Raw genomic sequence first — 21,762 nt, forward strand, 5'->3', positions numbered from 1 at the left:
CTGGGCGTGACGCGGGTTACGGCGGTGCAGCGCTTGGCCCAACGGCCGTGGATGCCGTGATGGCATCGAGCAGCGGCGACCCAACAGTGCGTTTGTTTGTTTGTGCGCGTCTCGACCGCCTCCGCTTGGTCTTGCCGTCTCCGTCGGGCGAAGGCGGATGGGCGGCGACCGCCTGCTGCAACATGGGAAGCAAGTCGGCCAGCGCGCGAACGGTCTGCCGTTCGTCATCCCGAGCCGTGAGCTGCTCCTCCAGAACCCGCACCTTGTCCTGCAGCACCTGCCTCTCGGCCTGGTGCTGGTTGTGCGCCGCGGCGAGAGCGGATTCCAGGTCCGCGATCCGCGCCGTGGCGTGCGCGCCCGCGCGGTCGTACCGGTCGATTGTCGCCCCCAGCTCCTCCTCCGCCTCGCGGAGTTGCGCCTCGAGTTCCCGCGCCCGCGCAGCCAGTCCGTCGCTGGCGCCGGTCCAGCTGGCCTCGGCCAACTGCTCAAGGGGTTGGCGCAGGGCGGAGAGCGCCTGCTCGATCAGCGGACCGAGTGCCGCCGGCCGGGCCGTCTGCGTCTGCTTGTGAGTCTCCCAAACGCGCAGCAGGGCGTCCGGCCGGCCTTCGCCGCCTAGCGCCCGGCGCAGCGCCGTACCGTTAACCGGCTTGCCCGCAGTTTCCAGCGCCGTTCCGGCAGCGATGATCTGCGTCACATCCTTCCCCATCGGTCGTCCCAATCTTTGTCGCCTTCCTTCTCGCGATCCCCCGTGACGTCGATATTTTCCGGTGGGTGAGCCAAGCAAGTGGAAATCGTCGATGACGTGTGCTGACGTCGACGTTCAATAGCAGGTTGCTCCATGACGCCGAGAGAGCCGGCCGGCGGCCCAGCGCGCTCTCCAGGACCGCGAGCCGAGCAGGGTGGCGGCCGGCACCTATGCCCCGACGGCACTGGCGCTCTACAGCGTGCCCGTCGGCCCGAGCCGTCGAAGAGCGGCCGGTCAGCGTCGGTGCAGGATGGTGTCCGGGACGCCGCTGCGTCGGTCGGCGACGCGGAGAGGGCGCCGCCGTAGGCGGCCGCAAGCCGAGCTATCGCCGCGCCGTCAGGCGCGGTGCGAAGCACCGAAGCGACCATAGGTTCGTCGACCTCCCCTTGAACCGTCGTTGAATCGTCCTTGAGTCTTCTTTGATGTTGCATGTCCGGGCGCCGGACCGCGTCGGCGCCCGGACGGGATCACTGGCGCGGCGAGCGGCGGGCGACGAACGCGGCCATCCTCTCGTAGCGCTCCAGAGCCCGGTCGCAGCGCGCCCTCGTGTGCTGCCACCAAGCGCTGGTCCGCGTCGTGCGCGGGCGATAGCGCAGTCGGAGGATATCAACCATCTCCGCCTGGTCGAGCGCATGCTCGAGCGGAACCAGAACACACGGCGTGCCGAGCTTCTCCTGCGCCTGGCGCATCCGACTGTCGGGCATCATCATCCGGGCGGCCTTGTCAGCCGCGCTTGCGACGGTCCGCTCGATCGAAGTGCCGCCTGTGGGCGGGCAGGGGTGGAGGATCTCGGCGGTGTCGCCCAGCCCCTCGACGAGGTGCTCCACGACCTCAATCAGCCCCATGTTGATCAGCTGCGTCAGATCGTCCAGGACTTGCCTGCCGAGCTCGAGATCTCCGGCCATGTTCTCAAGGAGCGGGTGGTCGGGGAAGATCTGCAGCACGGGATTGCCGTATCCGACAACCGTGTACGGCTCCCATTCTCCGACGCGGACCTTGGCGTAACTGCACCGCATCGCCCGCCACGGCAGGCCGCCTTCCTCGATCAAGTGCTGTGCGGCATAGAGGTCAATAAAGAAACGCAACAAACGCACGTCCTGGCGCTTCCGGATACGTTCGAGCGGCGCCTCGCCCGCGGTGCCGTCCACCAGCGCCCGTGGCAGCCAGATCAACCCGGAGGCGGCCGGGTCATCGTAGTGGCCTGGATCTGCGACCAAGCCGTGCAGGAGGAAGTAGCGTCGAAGGGTTCCCGGGTCGCGGCTGCTGAGCAGGCCGCCTTCTTCAAGACGTTGCACCGCCTCGTGAGCGCGTCCGCGCGAGATTCCGGTGTGTGTCTCCACAGCGTTGTAGCCGGCCAGCGTCCAGGTGTTGTCGCGCCCGGAGAAGGCTGCGAGGACCAGGTAAGCAACGGCGGCGTTGAGGCCGAGCGCGCAGGCGCGGGCCCAGGCCAAAGGGGCAATCGCGAAAAAGTTGCCGATCGGCTTGCGCCGCGGCGTATCGGCAGGCGGCGCCAGATCGCAGAAGGGGTTGACGTCCTGCAGCACGGTATCGGTCATCGGTGATCCTCGGTTGGGGTGAAGCGCTGCCCCACAGGGCCCCGACTATGTTGTCCTCCGCCGAAACCGGGAAATGCCCTCCGGCGCCGATAGTTGTCTGATTGCCCGTCCGTCGCCTGCCGGCTCACCTGTGATGGCGGCGGGCGCCCGCCCTGCAGGAAAATCGGCTGTCTGGCCGATGCGGATCGCCGGTCTCCTCCATACGCTCACAGAACGGCGTCTCTGGCATGCCGCCTGCTGCCGAATTGTGCAGTTAGGCATTCCGGCGGAGCCGGAACGCCCGGATCGGCGCGATGGCGCCACCGTAAAGGATCGCGATCGGCGTGGAGGCGCTGCCGGCGTGGACGAATTTGGCTTCTACCGCATCGAGCAGGGCTTCGTGACCCGCTCACCACTGACCAGCGCCGCTGGCGCCGCCGCTTATCAGGCGGGTGATCGTTTCCGCTCTGTCCTCGCCGCAGCGGCGTATCAGGCGGGTAGCCGCGAGGCGGCCGATGAGGAAGTCCGCACCACTCTGGCGGCGCGTGGCCTCGCCAGCGGCCCGGACGTTGTCTTCGACTACACGGCCAAGGGCGGGGTCTACGCGTGCGAGATCCGCACGCCCCCGAACGCGCCGGACTGGTGCCGAGAGCGGCAGAGGCTGTGGAGCCGGGTCGAGACCACCGAGCGCCGGCGCGACGCCGCCCTGGCCTTGCGCTACGAGATCGCGCTCAGCCGCGGCGTGCCGATCGATCTCTCGATTCGTCATCTGCGTGGCTTCGTCGACGCCCATCTGGTGGCGCGCGGTCTGGTTGCCGATGTGGCCATCCACCTATACGGCAGGCCGCTCGATCCCCGCTACCCCCATGCCGCCGATCAACTGGCGCACACCATTGATCCGGCTTGGCCGATCATGCCGGTCACCCGCGTTCCCAACCGCGCGCCCGTGGACGGGCCGCACGTTCTCGAGCTGCCGGATGGACGGCTCGTGATCTACCAGCCGCACGCCCACGTCCTTGCCACCACCCGTCCGCTTCAAGAGGGTGGGTTTGGGGCAAAGGACCGAGCCCTGTGGAAGACGCCGTTCCTGCTCGCCGCGCGCCAGGGATGGGAGCGCGCGTGCAATGCCTCGTTGCAGGAGGCCGGGCTGTCGCTGCGGGTGTCGCAAAAATCCAAATGGCGTCGCCGAAAGGAGGGCGCCGTGTCCGGGGCCGATGACCGCCTGCTCAGCCAGGTGCCTCTAGGCCCTGGCTACCACGCCGTGATGAACGGCCGCGCCGTCGAGGCAGGAGAGACGTTGAAGCCACACGCCTGGAACAGAGTTGTCGCCGAGTTCGAAAAGGCGCAGCGTCTGGCGCCCGAGGGTCAGGCACGCCGGCTGGCGGCGGCGCTTGCCCGCATCAGCCAACTCGAGCGGGACGGGGTGCGCTTTGCCGTCGGTCCCGGTCGTACGTTGCGGATCGACGTGCCGGACGGGGCGACGGTCGGCTGGCAGGACCGGGCGCTGTGGAGCGGCGTCCAGGGGCTCGTTGCCGACTACCTGGAGGCCCGCGGCCAAGCGCGGGCGGACGCCGCGGCGGAGCGGCCGGCCCACCCCGACACCGACAGGCCGGACGAGGCGCAGCGGCTGCGTGCCTCGCTGGCGGCCGTCGATGCCGCGGTGGTTCGGATCACGAAACAAACAAACAAACCAACGGTGGCCGCTGGCGACTTGGCGGAGCGGGTGTTGGCAGCCGCCCGCGGCGCCATGACCTACGCGTATGCCCGCAAGGACGAGGTCCTGCGACGGGAGCGACAGGCCCGTCTGGACGCCGCCGACAGCGAACGCCTCCAGGCGGGCAAGTTGACGGCGCTGGAACGGGCGCTGGAGCAGGAGCGTGAGGAACGCCAGCGGGCCGAGCAGAGCCTCGCCACCCTCCGCCTGGAACGTGACGAGGACCGGCGCCGCTCCGCGACACGTGAGGCGGCGCTGCGCCTTGCCAAGACGGCCGCCGCGGATGCCGAGCAGCACCGTGCCGACGGCGAACGCCAGCACGAACGCGCCCGGAACGTGCTGGAGCGCGTGCGAAGCGCCCTCGGGGGAGACGTGCCAGACGATCGGCTGGTGGAATCGGTGATGGCGATCCGGCAGCGCGCCGATGGCGTCGACGCCGCTCTGGAGGTGGCCGCAATGGAGAGCGGGCCTGCGGCGACGGACCTGCCCGCCGATCCGGTCCTCCGGATCACGACAGTCCTCCAGGCCAGGGCCGATCGCGCGCTGGCGACCGTCGCGGGTTGGCTGGATGGGCCGGTGCGCGCTTTGGGCGTGGAACTCCAGGGACCGCCGGCAGCGCGGATTCTGCAAGCGATTGCTGTCCTTGAGACGACGTTGGCCAGCCGGGCGGCTGAGCTTGAGCAGATGCGCCGGGAGCGGGATCTGGCGCGGGCAGAAGCGGAAGGATGGCGCCGCGCCTTTTGGCGGCTGGTACGGGGGGCGGATCGACTGCTCGGCAGGGTGGGCGACGCCGGTTTGGTGGCTTGGGCGACGGGGATCTGGCAGCGGCTGGTGGCGGCGGTCCGGCCCGACCGTTCTGCCGCCGCCACGAACACTGCGCCTCTCGGCGGCCGGTGCCGCGCGCCCGATGCTGGAGCCGCGGCGCGGCGACGCGAACTGGACGTCGCGAATCGTCTGGAGGCGCTGACCGGCGAGGCGGGCGAGACGGGGCAGGCGGCGGTGATCCGCATCCTGCGCCGCGAGGATCGGCCCATCGGAGCCATCGATGGAGCGCTGCGTCCGGAGAACCAGTCAGCTGCCGCGGTGGCGGCCTTCCAGGCAAGGTTGGTCAATCTGGATGATCGGCGGCTTGCGGCGCACGCTCGGGCCACTGCCGATGGGGCGCGGCTCAGCGACGATGTGCACCTGCGTCAGGAGTACGAGCGGGGGAGCCGGATGATCGACGCGGAGGTCGCCCGCCGGCAGCGCGAACGGGCGCGCCGCGTGGCGGACAGCCGGCGGTCCAAGTTGACAACGGCGGTGGTGCCAGTGCCCGTCGCTACGCCACCGGCGCCCGAGCCGCTACCATTTCCGCCATCGGTCCATAAGCGGCCGGCACGCCGGCGGGATGAGACGGAGCGGTGAGTCGGCGGAAGCGCTGCCGGTCGTGCTTGCCGCTGGCGATCGTCGATAGGGCGGACCGGTATGGTGTCGATGGAGGAGGTTCTGTGCCGTCGCCCGGTGCGGCGGCTGGCCCTGCGGGCCGCCGCACCGGGCGGCGGCACGACAGAGGACAAAGCCATGGTTCACATCGTTCGCAGTGGGCAGGAACTTAGAACACCTAACAAAACGGCGTTTGGGCTGTTGAGAGGTGTATGGCTTCCCCTGTCGTCTCCGACGCCCTTTGGGCGCTGATTGAACCGTTGCTCCCACCGGAGCCGCCCAAGCCGAAGGGCGGGCGGCCTCGGCTGGACAACCGCGCCGCTCTAACCGGTATCCTGTTCGTGTTGCGCTCGGGCATTCCCTGGGAACTGCTGCCGGTGGAGATGGGGTGTGGTTCGGGCATGACCTGTTGGCGCCGGCTGCACGAATGGCAGCAAGCCGGCGTCTGGGAGCGATTGCACCGCGTGCTGCTCGATCGGCTTGGCTACGCCAACGCCATCAACTGGGATCGCGCGGCGGTGGACAGCGCCAGCGTTCCAGCAAAAAGGGGGGTGAGGAGACCGGGCCGAACCCGACGGACCGCGGCAAACCGGGCTCCAAGCGCCACATCCTCGTCGATGCCAATGGCATCCCCCTCGCCCTGAGAATTTCGCCGGCCAACCGGCATGACAGCAAGCTCCTGGAGACGTTGGTCGATGCCGTGCCGGCAATCCGCCAATGTGCGGGCCGGCCACGGCGCCGACCAGCCAAACTGCACGCCGACAAGGGCTACGACTTCGCCCACTGCCGGCAGGCGCTACGCCGGCGGGGGATCATTCCACGCATCGCCCGGCGTGGCATCGAGAGCAGTGAGCGCCTTGGCCGACACCGATGGGTGGTCGAGCGGACGCTCGCCTGGTTTGCCCGCTTCCGCCGCATCGCCGTCCGCTATGAACGGCGCGCCGATATCTTCACCGCCTTCCACCACATCGCTGCCAGCCTCATCTGCTGGAGATTCGTCCAGAGATGGTTCTGTTAGGCGCTCTTATTGGCCTGATTGAGGAGGACGCGGTGATCACGATGCTGCAGCCGGACACCGCGTACTTGACAAACCGCCTATGCCGGGAGCTGCGCGACGCGGTGCACGCATGGTCGCAGGGCGATCGATCGCCCGCCGCGCGCCAGCAGATCGAGGATCTGGTCTCCGTGGCGGGTTCGATGAACCTGTGGGTGGCGATCGGGGCCACGGACATTTTCGACATCGTGCGCGATCTGGACGCGGCGCAGCGGAACGGACTGGCTCTGCTGCCCGGTTGCGATCGGCCGGTGCTGCGCTTGGCTCTCCAGCCCAAGACCGCCACCGCGGCTCAAGTCTGAGCGTGGGGTCGTATCAGCATGATCTGGACTGAGGACAGCAGCTGCGGCGGCCTGTTTCCGGGCGAGATAGCGCAAACCGGAGCTTGGACACTCTCCCTGTGGCTGTCATGGCGAGGCTGGGGGTGGCGTGTGTCCGCTCCCAGGAGGCTTCCGACTGATGGGATGGAGAGCACCCAGGCCTCGGCGCGAGCCGCAGCGGCCGCCGCGGTCCTCGCACGGGCGGCCGAGGGCGATTTGAGCGCGCACGAGCGCGCGGCGCTGGCCGCCACTGCTGCCCAACAGCCCGGCTGACGTTCAGCGTCCGCCGGCAGTGACAAGGCCTCCATGGGCCTGATACACGGCAGTGTGTCCCGCTGGGCTGTGCTGCGCTTCAGCGATACAAACGGAAATGGCAGCCCCTTGCGCGGCGGCGCGGGCGCAATGGCTTGGTGGGTTTCTGGAAGGAGATGGATGGACTTTGGCGCACAAATCGGCGTGAGGACAGAGTCCACCGTCGGGCAGCGGTGATCAGGCACTCTTGCGCGAGGCCGGCATGCCGAGGCTTGTCATGATGTTCATGACCTTGCAGCCGACAGCGGCCTCGGCCTTCTGCGTGGGCAGAGTCCGGGCGCGGAGGCGGCGGCCGATCACCTGTTTGTAACGCATCATCGCGACTTCGCCCAAGGAGCGGCGGCCGTACTGGACGGCCCGCTGCCAGCCCAGCCGACCACGCTCGGCGATCAGTTGGATGTGGCGGTCGCGCTGGCTGGGGGCATTTCCGGTCGTGGCGCTCGGCACCGCCGTCGAGCGCGGCGGGATGATCACTTCCGCGTCGGGGCTGTGGGCGGCCACGCTGCGATAGACCGGCTCGCCGTCGTACGCGCCGTCCGCCAGCACGGTACCAAGCGGGCGTTTGATCTGGTCGAGCAAGGCGCCGACCAGAGAACCCCGCCCACGTGCCCGACTCGCGTCTGTAGAGCCATCGACAGCGCCTGCCCCTTAGCCGCCATCGCCTGATAAGCCGCGCGGGTGGGAGGATCCCCTGCCATTCTCACGTCAATCCAACACGCTCTCGCGTGGCTCATAGTTGGTCTCCCGTATTGGGGCGGCAGGGTGGATCTGGTCCATGGGGCGGAAGGCATAGATCGGCGGGCGCTGCACCAGGGAGCGGATCCGGGCCCGGTCGTGGCCGGACTCAACGTAATCATCTGCCAAGTCGATCAATCCGCGTACACCTGCCTCAAAATTCGGGCAACAATCCCGGATCGAGGTGGTCACGTCGTAATCGTAGATGACGTAGCGCCGACGCTCCTGGGAGCGCTTGAGAATGGCGGTGCACCAGTGGTCGTGCTGCCCCTTTGAGTTGCTCTCGCGGATGTACAGGCCGAACATCGGATCGCTCCATTCCATGGCGGCAATGAACCCACAGGGCAGGTCAAGCACGGGAATGACGCCGCGCCAGTGGTCCGCGCCGGACGCCACAGCGACACCGCCAGCGCGTAGCGCCCGGATGTTGTTGAAGGCGTCCACGGCGTCGAGGGCCTCCAGAAAGCTTGCAGCCGGGTATTCCATATCGTCTCCGTGGTCGGTCGGGTCGGGCCGGTAGACCAAGTCGTCGGCGCCGCGGCTGACGATCCGCGCCACGATGCAGCGCGGCCGTTGCGCGAGCCGGATATCGACACTTACCGAGGCGTAGCGGCCGCCGGATTTGAGCGCACCGGCCAAGCAGTCGAGATCGTTCGGGAGTTCGGCCGTCCCAAGTCGCTCGGCTAGTACCCTCAGAGCCTCGCTGAAGTCGGAACACTGGACCACTGGGGTGTTCGCAACGATCCGCTCGTCGCGTAGGTTGAAGCCGATGCCGTCGTTCGCACGGCGAATAGACACCATCCGGCGACCGAGGGTGACATGGACGAACACGGTCCATGTCAGGATACCGTCGTCGCAGCGGGCGGCAATTTCAGAAAGGGTGACCATGAGGGAGAGATCCTTGCGCGGATGGACCTGTGAGATATGGTTCGGTTAGCGCCAACCGGTGATGTTGGCGCGTAAATCGGTTGGAGGTTGGCTTGGCCCGGGGTGTCGGGTGGGAAAGCGGCCCCGCTGAAGCCGAGAGCTGGATGCCGTACAAAACGAACGAGAACCGCCGTCACAAGTTCCCTCGCGCCCGCTATCGGGTCGAGAATTGGGCGGCGTACGATGCGGCACTGCGTCGGTGCGGTGATCTGACGCTCTGGGTAACGCGCGAGGTGATGGCCGACTGGACGCTGGCCACGATGGAGCGGCGTAGCCGCCCACCCCGCTACTCGGATATCGCGATTGAGGCCGGGCTGATGCTGCGCTTGGCATTTGGCCGGCCATGGCACCAGACCGACGGCTTGCTGGACTCGCTCATGCGCCTGCTCGGCCTGAAGTTGCCGATCCCGGATTACGCAACCTTCTCCCGACGCAGCGCCAATCTGGCGGTCGCGGCGGCGCTGGCCAGGACGGACGGGCCGGGCAGCGGTGCGATCCTGGCGTCCGAACTGACGGCAACGAGGAGGGCGACGCCTCCCTGGTCGGCCCGTTGCTCGACCAAATCTTTCGCCCGATCGGCACGGTGTTGACGGACGGCGTGGACGACGGCAAGCCGGTCTATCGCGCCGTGATCGTCCGCAGCCCCGAAGCGGAGGCGATCATCCCACCGCGCTCGACGGCGGTGCCGAGCAACAGCACCAAAGGCGCCTGCACACAGCGTGATCGCCACATCCACGCGATCCAGGAGCGTGGTCGGCTTGGCTGGCAGCGGGCCGTCCGCTGCACAGTCCGGTATGGACGCCGGTCCTTGGGGGAGGTGGCAATGATGCGCGACAAGCAAGTGATCGGGCGCATCCTGCGCGCTGGGAATCTGCCTGCCGGAAAGGTCGAGACCGCCGTCGGCTCTAGGGTCACGAACATCATAACCAGCTTGAGCATACCGGCCACCCGCAAGGTCGCCTGATCACGGCTGCTCCGCCGTGGGCTCCGCCCCCGCGCCGAATTGTGCGCCGAAATCCCGCTGGAAGGTTTTCCGCCCTCGCTTCAAAACCCTCGCATCGGCAACTCGGGGCCGCGGCGCAGCCAGTTGTCGGAGGGGTAGCGGCAGGTGCCGTCGATCACGTGCAGCACGTAGGACTCGCGTGTCCGTTGCGAGCGGTTCTCCGGGCTGAAGTGCGGCAGCAGCCCGTGCATCAGCACTAGGCTGTTCCGCCGCACTGCGACGGGGACGAAGCGTTCCTCCGGCCAGGGGGAGGGGTCGATCACCTCGACCCCGCTGTCGCCGCCGTCCATCCGGCGGAAGCGGCTGCGCAAGGCGCTGCGGTGGGCGCCGGGCAAGACGTGCAGGCAGGCGTTTTCCTCGTCCGCGTCTTCCAGGGCGAACCAGAACGCCACTACGCTGGGCGGCTCGGTGACCATGAAGGTCGCGTCCTGGTGCACGAAGAAGGCACGGCCGATGCCCGGCTGCTTGAAGATGTACTGCGATTGCAGCAGGAGCGGCCGGCGGATCTCCAGGTCCGCCGCCAGCGTAGCCAGCCTCGGCGTCCGGCAGAAGGCATCGAACACGGGATCGAGGTCGTGCAGCGCGCGCCCGATCTTTCCCATGGCGCGGTGCTTGGGACGCAGCAGCGTGCCGTCTGGCGCCACCGCGTCCGGCTCCAGGAAGTAGTGGATGCGGTCGCCGGCGTTGAGGACGTAAGCTTCGTACTCCAGACTCTCCAGCTGCACTGGCATGCCGACCGGCTCGAAGGCATCCACCAGCTCGGCCGCGCGGCGGCGCAGTGCGGCGCCGTCGGCCTCGGCGATGAAGTCCGGCAGCACCAGATAACCGTCGCGCGCCCAGCCGTCCCGCTGCGCGGGGGTCAGCACACTGCCGGCCTTGTGTCGGTGCGTCATGCCGCCGCCCCCCGATCCGCCACCACCCAGGCGCTGACCGAACCACCGAGCGGATCGCGCCGCCAGGAGCCGTAGATCCGCACGCCGGAGAACCCGACCCGCCCGGCCAGTCGGGCCAGCAGCTCGGCGTTGGCGATGTTCAGCGCGTGCTCCTCCCACAGCAGCTCACCCGCCGATTTCCCGGCGTAGACATAGCGGGCCTTGACCTGATCCGGTCCCAGCGGGACGAATTGGAACAGGAACACCACGTCGTCCGGGGTTCCGTCGGCGCCCGGCTCACGGTCCTCGAACACGGCGGCCCGCATGTTCGGCGCGTGGGCGCATTGAAGGAGCAGCCGGCCCCCGGGCGCCATGACCCCGTACATCCGCCGCAGGATGGCGATCGCGGCGTCAGCGTTGGCGGCGTAGTTGATCACCCAGGACAGCGCGCAGATCCCGTCCAGCGCCGGGCCGCCGCCGATCTCCTCCATGGCCTGCACCGCCGCCCGGCCGGGACCGAGCCGGCGCTCCGCCTGGGCGACCATGGCCGGGGCAGCGTCGATGCCGTGCGCGTCGAGGCCGGCGGTCAGCGCCTTCTCCACGAACACTCCGGTACCGCACCCCACGTCGAGGATCCGCCGCGCCCCGGCCGCGCGGAATTCATCCAGCACGAAGGCGTGATCGTCACGGTAATGGTCAGGCGGGGTGTGCAGGTCGTAGCGGTGCGCGAAATCGCCGAACAGCCGGAAGGCTTGCGTCATGCGCCGTACTCCAGGTCGGTGAAGCGCCGCATGGCTTCCTGCGCGACGGTCCGGAAGGCCGCGGCGGGCGCTTTCAAGGGCGTATCCGGTTCGCTGCGGACCAGCGGCTCGAAGCATCCCAGAACGCGGTCGCGGGTGAGCCGCTGGCGCGGCCGGTCCACGGGCGTGGCCGCCAAGGCAGAGCACAGCTCCCCAATCGTGCCTGACCGTATCCAGGCGTCCAGGAGCCGCCCGCCGAACGTCAGCAGCCGGACGGCCACGCCGTGGCCGCTTCCTCCGCACGCGGGGCAGGGCGCCGTGTGGACCGACGCCTCGACCGCGGCGCGCCAGCTGGCGTGCCGGCTGCGCGGCAACTCGGCCAGGAGCCGCGTGTCCAGGCCGTCCCAGCGCAGCCAGGACGCGACCTCGTCGGGATCGGCTTTGGCGGTCTTCAGGAAGCTGCCATGGCCGGGACGCTGCCAGTGGCCAGAGCGGATCCAGGCCGCGTCGCCCTCCAGCAATCCCTCCTCGGCCATGCGTCGCAGAAAGGGACGGAACTCAGCGCGCCAGACGCCTTTCATGAGGGCGGCCGCCTCGGGGCGCAGATAGGCGTCGGGATCGTCCGGCGCGGCCCGCGCGCCGGCCAGGACGAGGTCGGGGTTGAGGGTGCGGACGGTGCCGGTCCCTGCGCAGGTGGGGCACTGCCCCTCCGGCGAGAACCGCGAGACGTGCGTCGGAGTCAGGCGCGCTGGGCCGGCCAGCCCACGCTCGAAGTCCACGGGCGTACGCCGCACGGCGGCGAGCACCGTACCGGCCGGCCGGCGCAGCTCCGCATAGCCGCCTCCGACGGCCAGCGCGTGGCGCAGCCGGTCGCGGCGGTTCGCCGGCCCGGCCGCATTTTCCAGCATCGCACGCGCGGCACCCGGCCGGCCGGGCTCCCAGACGCCGGGTACCCGCAATGCCAACTGCCGAACGCGCCGGAAGGCGGCCTCCATCACCGAGCGCGGGAGGTGACTGCCCCACTGGCGCAAGTCCGGGAGCAGCGGATTCACCGCCAGCTCCGCATCAGGCTCCGCCTCCCACCGCTCCAGCAGGGCGGCTTCGTCCTGCGCGGTCGTCGCCTGCACTCCGTCAATCAGCAGCTTGGCGAATTCGAGGTTGAGGTCGGCGATCTCCCAAAGGCGGCGCTTCGGGTCGAGCAGGCGCTCAAAGGCCGGCGTGGGGTCTCCTCCGGCTGGGCAATCGGCGAGGTCGCCATCGACCAGCCGTCCAAGCTCCAGCACCGGCACGGCCGGGTCGGGGGACGCGGCGTGGAGAAGAGGGGAGGGCTCGCGCTGTGTCGGCGCCCGTTCGGCCGCCGCCCGCAGCGAGCGTCCGGTGGGGGTGTCCCCGCTGGCCACCGCGGCCGGCGGCGCCTGGGCGATCACCCGGCCGCCGTTCTCGCCCGCCCCTTCGCCGAACTCCACCAGCCAGTCGGCCTCGGAGACCACGTCCAGATTGTGCTCAATCAGCACCACCGTGTTGCGGCGGCCGTCCGCCATGCGGCGCAGCACCGCGTTCAGGCGCATGGCGTCTTCACGGTGCAGGCCGGCGGCCGGTTCGTCCAAGATGAAGAGGTGCCCCTCCGCCGCCTCGCCGCCCGCCAGCGTGAGGGCGACGCGCAGACGCTGGATCTCGCCGCCGCTCAGCGTATCGACGCGCCGGCCAAAGGCCAGATGGCCGACGCCCAGCTCCTCCATGGCGGCGCACAGCGGCCCGAGCTGGACGGCCAGCGCCGTCTCCCCCGCCTCCTCCCAGAGCCGGCGCAGCGCGACGGCGGGACGGTCGAGCGTTGCGGCGATGTCCAGCCCCGCCACCGTCGGAGCAAGCGCCGCGGTGCGGTAGCGCTTGCCGCCGCACGTCGCGCAGCAGGCTGCCGCGCCGTCCTCCGCGACCATGCCGGTGCCCAAACAGACCGGGCAGCGGCCGTTGCCGCTGTTGAGCCGGAAATCCTCGGCCGACAGGCCGGCCGCCCTAGCCAGCGCCGTCTGCGCGAAGGCTTCGGCCAGCGCATCCATCGCCTTGGTGAGGGTGCCGACCAGACTGCGCCGGTTGCGGGGCGGAACCCGCTGGTGGAGCACGTGGACGCCGGCCAGTGGCCGGTCGATCCGAACGCCAGCCCAGGTCCCGGCCGTGGCTTCCGCGGGATCGGCGCCGTGCAGCATCGGCACGCCCCGGCTCTCCAACGCCGGGATCAGGACGCCGCGCACGAAGCTGGACTTGCCGGACCCCGAGACGCCGACGATGGCGGTCACGGCGCCCAGCGGGATGGTCACGTCCTGGCTGTGGACGTTGTGCACGGTGGCGCCGCGGATCTCGATAAAGTCGCCCGAGGGAGGGGCCACCCGCAGCGTTGCCAGCGGCGGGGGCTCCCGCCAGTCCTTCAGGATGTGCCCGCCCTGCTCGCCGGCACCCGGTCCCAGGCGGATCACCCGGTCCGCCGAGGCGACGAGTTTCGTCCGATGCTCGTTCAGCAGCACGCCGTGCTTGCGCGCCAGCTCCCGCAAAACCTCGATCATCGTGTCGAGGTCGGTTTCGTGAAGGCCGCGCGCCGGCTCGTCGAGCAGCAGCACCAGCTGCTCCACCGGCAGCGCCAGCACCGCGCCGATCTGCAGCCGCCGCGCTTCGCCGTCGCTGAGCGTCGTCATGCCGCGCTCGCCGGCGATGTGCCCGAGGCCAAGGCGGCAGAGCGTGCGCGCCAGGGCGCCGATGCGCTCCAGCGCCTGGCGCCCGGCCGGCAACAGCGCCGGTTCGCGGTCCAGCACCTCGACGCAACGTTCCGCCAGCGCCGCCATGGGAAGGGCGATCCACTCGGCGAGCCCGATCCCAGCCGCGTGCAGCGCGCGTGCCTTGGCCGACCAGCGGGTCCCGCCGCAGTCCGGGCAGGAGCCTTCGTGCACGAAGTGGGCGAGCCGCGCGGCAGCCGTAGCCGAGTTGCTCCAGCGGCGCAGGATGGCGTTGCGGAACCCCTCGAAGCGCCGCGGCGCTCCCTTCTTGCGCCCGGTCTTGGGGTCGATTCCCTGGATGGGCTCGTCGCCGGTGCCGTCGAGGAGGAGTGTGCGCGCCGCCTCCGGCAGGCGTGTCCAGGGGAGGTCCGGCCGGAAATCGTTGCGGCCGGTGAGCGCCTCGATGGTTTCGTGCTGGATGTTGACGTGCTTGTAGCCGGTGGGGCTCCACAGGCTGATGGCGCCCTCGCGCAGGCTGCGCTCCGGGTGTGGAACCAGGGCGGCCTCGTCCACGTCGCTGGTGCGGCCCAGCCCGAGGCAGCGCGGGCAGGCGCCGCTGTCCGCGTGGTCAGGCGCGTTGAAGGACAGCAGGTGCAGGCTGGGGGGCAGGAAGAGCTGGCGGCAATCCGGGTGCACCCGGTCGCGCGCGCCGTCCAGCACCGCGCCGAAGGGGCCGTCGATGCCCGCGAAGCCGTCGCACAGCTCCACCATCACGTCAGGTCCGGCGATGGCCCAGGCCCGCGCGATCAGCGCATCCAGATCGCCGTTGGAGGTGTTCGGGCCGACCACGATGCGGCCGACCTCCGCCTCCAACAGATGCTCGCCCTTCGAGCGGAGCGGGCTCCAGCGCGTAAGGTCCACGACGCGGCCGTTCGAGCCTGGACGGTCGTTCTCCCCGCGCAGGGTGGCACTGGTGATGTCATGGTCGAGCAGGCGGCGGACTGCTCGCACCCCGTCGCCGGCCACCCAGCGCATCGGAATCGCCCAAACGGCGGCGGTCCCGCGATAATGGCGCTTCATCCAGGCGGCGTACGTTCTGGGGTCCGGCGCGGACACCTCCGCCCCCTCCGGCGTCAGCACACGCCCGTCGGCCAGGAATAGGTGGCGCAGCTCGGCAAGCAGGCCGCTGGCCGTCGCCACGGTCGTGCGGGCCGAAGCGCGGAAGGGGCGTTGCGTGACGTGCAGAGACGCCGGAGCCGGGCCGACATAAGCGGCGACCGGCGGCACCGTCCGCCCGGCGTGCGGCAGGCCGAAGAGGAGACGGTCGCGCCGGATCAGCTCCGCCGCGACGGTGTCGCCCAGCAGCGAACTCTTGCCGGAGCCGGACACGCCAACGATGGCCGTCATGCCCGGAACCGGGAAGGCGCAGTCCACCGACCTCAGATTGTTGGCGTCGGCGCCGACGACCTGGAGTTCCGGCGTAGCGCGGTCAGTGGGTCTGGTGCTCATCGGACACGTGCAGGACGTAGATACGGCGGGCGACGAAGTCCATCGGGAAGCGCTGGAACGCGATGGAGCATTCCCCCCGGTAATGCAGGGTGCGGTGGTTGGACAGCAGCAGCATGTCCCCCGTACCCAGTTGGAACGGACGCGAGACGCGCAGCGCCTCCGCCTGGATGGTCTCCAGGATCTCCTCCGGCGCGTCCACGCCGTCGCGGCGGCAGGCGGCGCGGACGGTTTCCGGGTGGTAGCGGGTGATGCCGTCGCTAACGATCCGGCCGTGCCAAACCTTGGTGGAGCGGTCGTTGGCCAACCCCACCGTCTCCTCGCACAGGAAGTGCAGGGCGTTGGTCCGCCCGCTCTCCTCCAGCGCGGCCAGGAGGTCCGCGGTGCGGACGACCCGGTTGACGCCGTATTGGGGGGCTCCCGGATCGGGGACGATGCACTGGATTCCCGTGAGCGCCGGCGGCTGCGGCGAGGCGTTCAGGTCGGTGTGGAAGAACCCATCGGCCGCCGTGTGCGCCAGATCGTTCCGCCAGGGCGACATTGCGAAGATCTTCACCACTTTGCCGCCCCCGTAGGTGTGAAAGCGGCGGCCGAGCAAGGCGGCGGCGGCCATGAGCATCCGCCCGCCCTCCAGCGCCGGCAGGCCGCGCAGGATGGCGAAGTCAGCCGCTGCGAAGGCGGCGCGCACGGCTGGCGCGACCTCGCCCCAGACACGGTCCGCATCCGCGGGCAGCGGACGTCCGCCGGCAGCCGCAGCCTCCATTGCCTCGGCATCCATCGCGGCGGCATGGGCGGCGATCCGCTCGGCCGCGTCGGGAGAAATGGAGACGGTCACGGAGTCCGGATCGATGCTCATGGCTTCTCGAAGCAGAACAGCAGCTTGTGCCGGAAATGATGGTCGATGAGCGCAGCGACGCTCGGCACCGGAAAGCGCGCGGCGGCCGGCCGGTAGGTGACCCAGCCGTCGGTCCGCAGGGGCCGCACCGCGGGATTGAGCCCGGCCGCCTCCCCCGCACGCAGAATGTCCAGAGGGCTGTGGTCGAAGACCTCCAGCCCCATGGAAACGAGGATCGGACGCCAGTGCGGCCAGAGCGGGTTCTCGGTGTGGGACCCCAGCGTCAGGTAGGCGGCGCCTCCGGGGCGCAGCACCCGCGCGATGCGCCGCATCATGCCGTCGAGATCGCCCACGAGGTAGAGTACCTCCTGGGCGGTGACCAGCGGAACTGCGTCGTCCGGGATCCGCTCCCAGCCGTCCACGTCGAGGATGACCGCCTGCGCTACCCCGGACAGGCGGGCCGCCGCCGCCGCCCGCAGCTCCGCTACCGGCTCGATGCCGTAGACCGTGCGCAGTGCCCACCGGGCGGCCACCCGCTCCAGGAAGCCCCCGCGGTGGCAGCCGACGTCCAGCAGGCCGTCGAGCGCCGCTCCGGGGGCGTCCTCCTCGATGCGGGCGATCAGGTCATCCCAGAACGGCCCGTTCGCCTCCTCCATGTCCCCGTCCATGGCGGCCGTGGGAAAGAAGGATTGGCGTGTCTCCATCGGTGCCCCGGTCAGGGGCAGTTCTGGGACTTGCAGCCCCGCGCCTCTGTGTCCCCGCAGGTCGGGTCGATGCCGAAATGACCGATGAACAGCTCGACCGATGCGGCGAAGGTCCGCTCCAGATCCTGACGGTCGTCGTCGCCGCGCAGGCCGAAATACGGGAAGTGGTGCAGCATGTGCCCGAACAGCGTCTCGCAGTCGCGGGCGTACGCGCGGGTGTCGAGGATGTGGGCGTGCCAGAACAGGTCGATGGGGCCGGTCGGGCAGATCTTCCGGTCGGGATAGCGGATGTGGAGCGCGAGGAACTTGCGGTAGAGATCCTCGATCTCATTGCAGTGCTCCTCCGTCAGGCCCTCGACCTTGCACAGCTTGGCCTTGAGCATTCTGAAATCGAGTTGTGCCGTGCGGGCAAGTGCATCCTCCAGTACCTCGTCACGCTCGATGAGCGCCCCGATGGCGGACATGGGGACAACCTCAACGACGAGCTGGTTCGCTGCGAATCCCATATTCAAACCTCGAATTTTTCAGAATTGCTCCGCAAAGGTTGAAGAACCTCGCACCATCTCCTCGTCAGGTCAAGTGTATCGATTCAAAATATAAAACGTTGTGCACAAATCATGCGCTCTATAATCTATATAAGTGCGTTATAAATTATCTTATCGCACAACAATCGTTATGTGCGGGATCGAAATGCCATATTTGCGTGCGGGCGACCGCGTGGGTTTCCTTGTGGTGTGAACACCCCAGCCTTGGACAGTTGTGGTGCGCCGGTGTCGTCCTCTGAACCCGCCAGATAGCCCCTGGGATCGGCCAGGAAGCGCGTGTCAGGTTCGGCGGGTCTTCGGGCGGAGGGCAACGTGCCATGCTCCCTGCATCTCTGGCCCGTTGCCCGTGGTTGAGCCGGTGTGCTTCTGCTGCGTCCAGACTGGGGAAAAATACCTGAGAGCAGGAGGCACGGAGTTCTGCCGGCCCGCGGTCCCGGTCACCCGTTCCGGTATCATCATGCCTCATAGGGCGGCGGCTCCGGGCGGGAACTGATCTCGCATTGGGACTGGGCGGAGCGCACCGACTCGACTTTGGCGCACAAATCGGCGTGAGGACAGAGTCCATCGTCGGGCAGCAGTGATCAGGCACTCTTGCGCGAGGCCGGCATGCCGAGGCTTGTCATGATGTTCATGACCTTGCAGCCGACAGCGGCCTCGGCCTTCTGCGTGGGCAGAGTCCGGGCGCGGAGGCGGCGGCCGATCACCTGTTTGTAACGCATCATCGCGACTTCGCCCAAGGAGCGGCGGCCGTACTGGACGGCCGGCTGCCAGCCCAGCCGACTACGCTCGGCGATCAGCTGGATGTGGCGGTCGCGCTGGCTGGGGGCATTTCCGGTCGTGGCGCTCGGCACCGCCGTCGAGCGCGGCGGGATGATCACTTCCGCATCGGGGCTGTGGGCGGCCACGCTGCGATAGACCGGCTCGCCGTCGTACGCGCCGTCCGCCAGCACGGTACCAAGCGGGCGTTTGATCTGGTCGAGCAAGGCGCCGACCAGAGAAGCATCACCCTCTTCGTTGCTCGTCAGCTCCGAGGCGAGGATCACGCCACGGTCCGGATCGACGGCCAATTGCAGCTTGCGCCAACTCCGGCGCGCTTGGCCGCCGTGCTTCTCCAGGTGCCACTCGCCTTTCTCAAACACCTTCAGCCCGGTGGAATCGATGACCACCGTCACCGGCCCGTCCGCCGTCGCCAGGGCGCACGCCAGTTCCACGTTGGCGCTGCGCCGGGAAAAGGTGGTGTGATCCGGAACTGGCAGCGTCAGGCCGAGCAGGCGCATGAGCGAGCCCAGCAATCCCTCGGTCTGGCGCCACGGCCGGCCAAAGGCCAAGCGCAACATCAGCCCCGCCTCGATGGCGATGTCCGAGTAGCGCGCTGGCCGGCCGCGTCGGCCTGTAGTGGGCGGCGTCCAGGCGGCGATTGTCTCCGGCGTCACCCAGACCGTCAGGTCGCCCCGCCGGCGCAGCGCCGCATCGTAGGCCGCCCAGTTCTCAACACGGTAGCGGGCACGCGGGATCTTGTGACGACGGCTCTCGTTCGCCTTGTACGGCATCCGGCTCTCGGCTCCAGCAGGGGGCCAATCCTCTACCCGCAGCCCTCCTCTATCGCCAGTCTCCCGATTTGCGCACCAACGTCAGATGGATGTCCATCGCCGGATGACGCATTACGATCCGCTTCAGCACGGCGGCGGGAACCGTGTGGTTGTGTTTCGACCGTTGGGGTGTCCGTTGACACCCGTGTCGTGAGCGTTGCACGGTACCTTGGCGCTTTTCTGCGGCAGCCCGTCGGGCGGTGCGGCGCCACCTCGTCCCGCCCCGTACCTGCCGCCGATGGCGCCGCCACCGCCTGGGCCGTCCTACTACTACTGCCCGGATCCACTGGGCTATTATCCCTACGTCCCTCCAGTGCCCGACCAGCTAGCGGGCCGTGCCCACTCGTTGACTTGCTCGGCGGGCATACCCCGGCGAAACCGAGCACGGCACGACGGCCTGCCGGTCCGCAGGCCGGCGCCATGGGATCGGATGAGGCGACGGTATGATCGCGGTTGACAGCGACACCCCGTCGGCCATATCAACGGGAAGCTGCACAAACCGCGAACACCACACATGACGCTCCCCGCAGGTTTTGCGGAAGTCGCCCCATCCAACCTCCCGCGCGACACCGTGTATCGCTTGGCAGAGGGTACGGCTTCCCGGATCGGCTACGGTCCGTCGAACCTCAGCAACCTGCCGTCCCTGGTCGAGCGCGAACTCGGCGGCCGCGTGGTAAAGAAGAACTTCTGGCTTCTCGACGACTACGGCTCCATCCAGATCCGCGGCGAGGCGGACTTCACCATTTTCCTGCCGGATGACGCCACGCCGGAGCGCGACCGATTCACCATCGCGCATGAGCTTGGCCACTACGTGCTGCACTACGTATGGCCCGTTCGGATGATGAACCAATCCCTTGGCCCGACGTGCGCCAGCCGCTACGACTCCAATCGCGCCGAGTGGGAGGCCAATTGGTTCGCCGCCGCCTTCCTGATGCCCCAGCAGCCGTTCGAGGCGGCGTGGCGCGCGGCCTCGGGCAACCGTGTCGCCGACGTGGCGCGCCGTTTCGGCGTGTCGCGGCGGGCGGCCGAGATCAGGGCCAGGGCGCTTGGCCTCGGCGACTGACGGCGTCGAGACGACGCTCGAACCGGAACTCGCAGACTTCCTTCGACCGCGACTGCGCCTGTTCCTCAGCGCCGACCTCGTGGGATCGACGTCCTTCAAGCAGTCTGGGTCGCTACCGGTCCGGGAGCCAGCCCCCGACGCGACGCTGGCGACGCTCGGCGCCCAGTGGTTCGATCCCATCGCCCAGTTCTACGCCCAGATCGAGCGGTTGTTCTCGGAGGAATGGCGCGCCTATGTCGAGGAGGTGGCGCCGCAGTGCCGCTGGCCCTCCCCCGTGTCCTCGCCGGAGTTGTGGAAGGCGAACGGTGACGAACTGATCTACGTGCTGGAGGTGAGGCAGGTTCGGGAAGCCTATGCCGCCGTGCTGGCCTGGATGCGGACGCTCCGCGGCTACCGTGAATCACTGCACCTGAGCTTTCCGTCGCTCGACGTCAAGGCAGCGGCTTGGACGGCGGGGTTCCCGCTGGGCAACGTGGAGGTGGTCTTCCGCCGGAACGTCGGCGGCCAGGACGACCCGGAGGCTCGGTACGGCTTCGATCAAGCGCGCCTGGTGCATTACCTGCGTCTGGAGCGCTGGTACGAGGCGGAGAAGGAATCCGGCCATGGCGGTGCGACGGGGCTGGTGAAGGATTACATCGGCCCCTCCATGGACCTGGGCTTCCGTATTGCCGCCAGGGCGACGCCGCGCAAGTTCTCCGTCACAGCCGACCTCGCCCTCATGCTGGCGCACGCCGATCCGCCGACGCCCTACTTCACGGACAAGCTGTCGCGTCCGTTCTTCGATCCCATTCACCTGCGGTACGAAGGTGGCGCGGAACTGAAAGGCGTGCTCGGGGGCAAGCCCTATCCGTTCTTCTGGATCGACATGCTGCACGACGACGACTTCCTGAGGGCCGAAGACAGGCTGCTGGGCCAGGAGCCGTGTCCGGCGGAGAAGGTCAAGGCGTTCTGTAACCCGTTCTTCGAACGCCACGCCCGGCACCTCATGCGACCGTTCATGACCGGGTGCGACGTGGCGGAACTGGGCGACCCGCCCGCCAACTACCTCGCGCATTTGCGGCGGATCGATGGGCTGTGGCGGGACGAGAAGGCGCGCTACGACCGTGAGGAGCAGGGACTTGAAGGAAGGGGACCTGACGTCGGCGGCACGGCGGTCGTGTCCGTGGACGACGAGGCGGCCGCGAGTTTCGCGCAGGCCCTGCCGGGACCCGGCGGAGCCGTTCCCGGCGCTGGTGGTGGCGCGGCTGGCGAGACGTAACTCGACAGAGAAGGCGGCATTGCATTGACGGCGGGATTGTCTACGACCGGATCAACGAGGACATGGCCCACCTCGACGAGAAGGGGAAAGTCGCGTTCTTCGAAGAAGTGCTGCCCGACTGCTGCTGCGACGGTTAGCTTTTGGCGTTTTGCTATCATGGCCATGCGAGGGTCCGAGG

The 21,762-nt window shown here is 68.9% G+C and carries 15 protein-coding genes and 2 pseudogenes; 6 read left to right on the plus strand and 11 right to left on the minus strand.

The genetic code is table 11. The annotated features are described in order from the left end of the window. Positions 1 to 16: 16 nt before the first annotated feature. Positions 17 to 694, minus strand: coding sequence for a DNA-binding protein (locus ABNQ40_RS31140; RefSeq protein WP_158285596.1), 678 nt, complete (start codon positions 692 to 694; stop codon positions 17 to 19). Positions 695 to 1,212: 518 nt separating this feature from the next. After that, entirely contained in the window at positions 1,213 to 2,301 is a 1,089-nt protein-coding gene (locus ABNQ40_RS31145) for a hypothetical protein (RefSeq protein ID WP_109050401.1), read from the minus strand. 340 nt (positions 2,302 to 2,641) lie between these two features. On the opposite strand from ABNQ40_RS31145, the gene ABNQ40_RS31150 reads away from it, so the two are divergent. The 3 genes from ABNQ40_RS31150 to ABNQ40_RS31160 all read left to right on the plus strand — a co-directional run bounded on the left by ABNQ40_RS31150 (position 2,642) and on the right by ABNQ40_RS31160 (position 6,772). Continuing rightward, entirely contained in the window at positions 2,642 to 5,398 is a 2,757-nt protein-coding gene (locus ABNQ40_RS31150) for a MobA/MobL family protein (RefSeq protein ID WP_391349250.1), read from the plus strand. Positions 5,399 to 5,628: 230 nt separating this feature from the next. Next, positions 5,629 to 6,434 (plus strand): IS5 family transposase gene (locus tag ABNQ40_RS31155; RefSeq protein ID WP_391346110.1). Its coding sequence is split into 2 segments (ribosomal slippage): positions 5,629 to 5,956 and positions 5,956 to 6,434, totalling 807 coding nucleotides; the frame shifts between segments, so codons are not numbered across the junction. Further along, entirely contained in the window at positions 6,422 to 6,772 is a 351-nt protein-coding gene (locus tag ABNQ40_RS31160; RefSeq protein WP_146255414.1) for a hypothetical protein, read from the plus strand. The genes ABNQ40_RS31155 and ABNQ40_RS31160 overlap by 13 nt, the downstream gene beginning before the upstream one ends. A gap of 507 nt (positions 6,773 to 7,279) precedes the next feature. Here ABNQ40_RS31160 and ABNQ40_RS31165 read toward each other — a convergent pair. Both ABNQ40_RS31165 and ABNQ40_RS31170 read right to left on the minus strand, forming a co-directional pair. Then, positions 7,280 to 7,705: pseudogene (locus ABNQ40_RS31165) on the minus strand (transposase); the annotation flags it as partial. A gap of 102 nt (positions 7,706 to 7,807) precedes the next feature. Further along, positions 7,808 to 8,725 (minus strand): hypothetical protein, encoded by a 918-nt coding sequence (locus ABNQ40_RS31170; RefSeq protein WP_109048364.1) that lies wholly within the window; start codon positions 8,723 to 8,725, stop codon positions 7,808 to 7,810. A 143-nt stretch (positions 8,726 to 8,868) separates the two neighbouring features. On the opposite strand from ABNQ40_RS31170, the pseudogene ABNQ40_RS31175 reads away from it, so the two are divergent. After that, positions 8,869 to 9,728: pseudogene (locus ABNQ40_RS31175) on the plus strand (transposase). Positions 9,729 to 9,808: 80 nt separating this feature from the next. Here the strand turns inward: ABNQ40_RS31175 and ABNQ40_RS31180 are convergent. The 7 genes from ABNQ40_RS31180 to ABNQ40_RS31210 form a co-directional block, all read right to left on the minus strand. Next, the gene (locus ABNQ40_RS31180) at positions 9,809 to 10,660 is read right to left on the minus strand and encodes a phytanoyl-CoA dioxygenase family protein (RefSeq protein ID WP_109048365.1); all 852 of its coding nucleotides are present in this window, start codon (positions 10,658 to 10,660) and stop codon (positions 9,809 to 9,811) included. Continuing rightward, positions 10,657 to 11,400 carry a trans-aconitate 2-methyltransferase gene (locus tag ABNQ40_RS31185; RefSeq protein WP_109048366.1) on the minus strand — a complete coding sequence of 248 codons (744 nt, stop codon included), beginning with the start codon at positions 11,398 to 11,400 and terminating at the stop codon, positions 10,657 to 10,659. Before ABNQ40_RS31185 ends, ABNQ40_RS31180 begins: the two co-directional genes overlap by 4 nt. Beyond that, the gene (locus tag ABNQ40_RS31190) at positions 11,397 to 15,593 is read right to left on the minus strand and encodes a hypothetical protein (RefSeq protein ID WP_109048367.1); all 4,197 of its coding nucleotides are present in this window, start codon (positions 15,591 to 15,593) and stop codon (positions 11,397 to 11,399) included. Before ABNQ40_RS31190 ends, ABNQ40_RS31185 begins: the two co-directional genes overlap by 4 nt. Then, complete coding sequence (locus ABNQ40_RS31195; protein ID WP_109048368.1) at positions 15,574 to 16,446, minus strand: TauD/TfdA family dioxygenase; 873 nt, start codon at positions 16,444 to 16,446, stop codon at positions 15,574 to 15,576. Before ABNQ40_RS31195 ends, ABNQ40_RS31190 begins: the two co-directional genes overlap by 20 nt. Then, positions 16,443 to 17,129 carry a class I SAM-dependent methyltransferase gene (locus ABNQ40_RS31200; protein WP_109048369.1) on the minus strand — a complete coding sequence of 229 codons (687 nt, stop codon included), beginning with the start codon at positions 17,127 to 17,129 and terminating at the stop codon, positions 16,443 to 16,445. Before ABNQ40_RS31200 ends, ABNQ40_RS31195 begins: the two co-directional genes overlap by 4 nt. An 11-nt stretch (positions 17,130 to 17,140) precedes the next feature. After that, a complete protein-coding gene (locus tag ABNQ40_RS31205) occupies positions 17,141 to 17,593 on the minus strand; it encodes a glycine-rich domain-containing protein-like (RefSeq protein ID WP_109490763.1) in 453 nt (150 codons plus the stop codon). Positions 17,594 to 18,255: 662 nt separating this feature from the next. Then, positions 18,256 to 19,224 carry an IS5 family transposase gene (locus tag ABNQ40_RS31210; RefSeq protein WP_391349254.1) on the minus strand — a complete coding sequence of 323 codons (969 nt, stop codon included), beginning with the start codon at positions 19,222 to 19,224 and terminating at the stop codon, positions 18,256 to 18,258. A 553-nt stretch (positions 19,225 to 19,777) separates the two neighbouring features. On the opposite strand from ABNQ40_RS31210, the gene ABNQ40_RS31215 reads away from it, so the two are divergent. Both ABNQ40_RS31215 and ABNQ40_RS31220 read left to right on the plus strand, forming a co-directional pair. Further along, positions 19,778 to 20,326: an ImmA/IrrE family metallo-endopeptidase gene (locus tag ABNQ40_RS31215; protein ID WP_109049404.1), complete on the plus strand. Its 549-nt coding sequence runs from the start codon at positions 19,778 to 19,780 to the stop codon at positions 20,324 to 20,326. Beyond that, the gene (locus ABNQ40_RS31220; RefSeq protein WP_109049405.1) at positions 20,310 to 21,584 is read left to right on the plus strand and encodes a hypothetical protein; all 1,275 of its coding nucleotides are present in this window, start codon (positions 20,310 to 20,312) and stop codon (positions 21,582 to 21,584) included. The genes ABNQ40_RS31215 and ABNQ40_RS31220 overlap by 17 nt, the downstream gene beginning before the upstream one ends. Positions 21,585 to 21,762: the final 178 nt, after the last annotated feature.

It is taken from the genome of Azospirillum sp. A23 (assembly GCF_042938965.1).
GTDB lineage: Bacteria > Pseudomonadota > Alphaproteobacteria > Azospirillales > Azospirillaceae > Azospirillum > Azospirillum melinis.

Coding starts and splice junctions, on each gene's coding strand:
- ABNQ40_RS31145 (WP_109050401.1), bottom strand. CDS start 2,301: ATGACCGATACCGTGCTGCAGGACGTCAACCCCTTCTGCGATCTGGCG.
- ABNQ40_RS31160 (WP_146255414.1), top strand. CDS start 6,422: ATGGTTCTGTTAGGCGCTCTTATTGGCCTGATTGAGGAGGACGCGGTG.
- ABNQ40_RS31170 (WP_109048364.1), bottom strand. CDS start 8,725: ATGGTCACCCTTTCTGAAATTGCCGCCCGCTGCGACGACGGTATCCTG.
- ABNQ40_RS31180 (WP_109048365.1), bottom strand. CDS start 10,660: ATGACGCACCGACACAAGGCCGGCAGTGTGCTGACCCCCGCGCAGCGG.
- ABNQ40_RS31185 (WP_109048366.1), bottom strand. CDS start 11,400: ATGACGCAAGCCTTCCGGCTGTTCGGCGATTTCGCGCACCGCTACGAC.
- ABNQ40_RS31190 (WP_109048367.1), bottom strand. CDS start 15,593: ATGAGCACCAGACCCACTGACCGCGCTACGCCGGAACTCCAGGTCGTC.
- ABNQ40_RS31195 (WP_109048368.1), bottom strand. CDS start 16,446: ATGAGCATCGATCCGGACTCCGTGACCGTCTCCATTTCTCCCGACGCG.
- ABNQ40_RS31200 (WP_109048369.1), bottom strand. CDS start 17,129: ATGGAGACACGCCAATCCTTCTTTCCCACGGCCGCCATGGACGGGGAC.
- ABNQ40_RS31205 (WP_109490763.1), bottom strand. CDS start 17,593: ATGTCCGCCATCGGGGCGCTCATCGAGCGTGACGAGGTACTGGAGGAT.
- ABNQ40_RS31210 (WP_391349254.1), bottom strand. CDS start 19,224: ATGCCGTACAAGGCGAACGAGAGCCGTCGTCACAAGATCCCGCGTGCC.
- ABNQ40_RS31215 (WP_109049404.1), top strand. CDS start 19,778: ATGACGCTCCCCGCAGGTTTTGCGGAAGTCGCCCCATCCAACCTCCCG.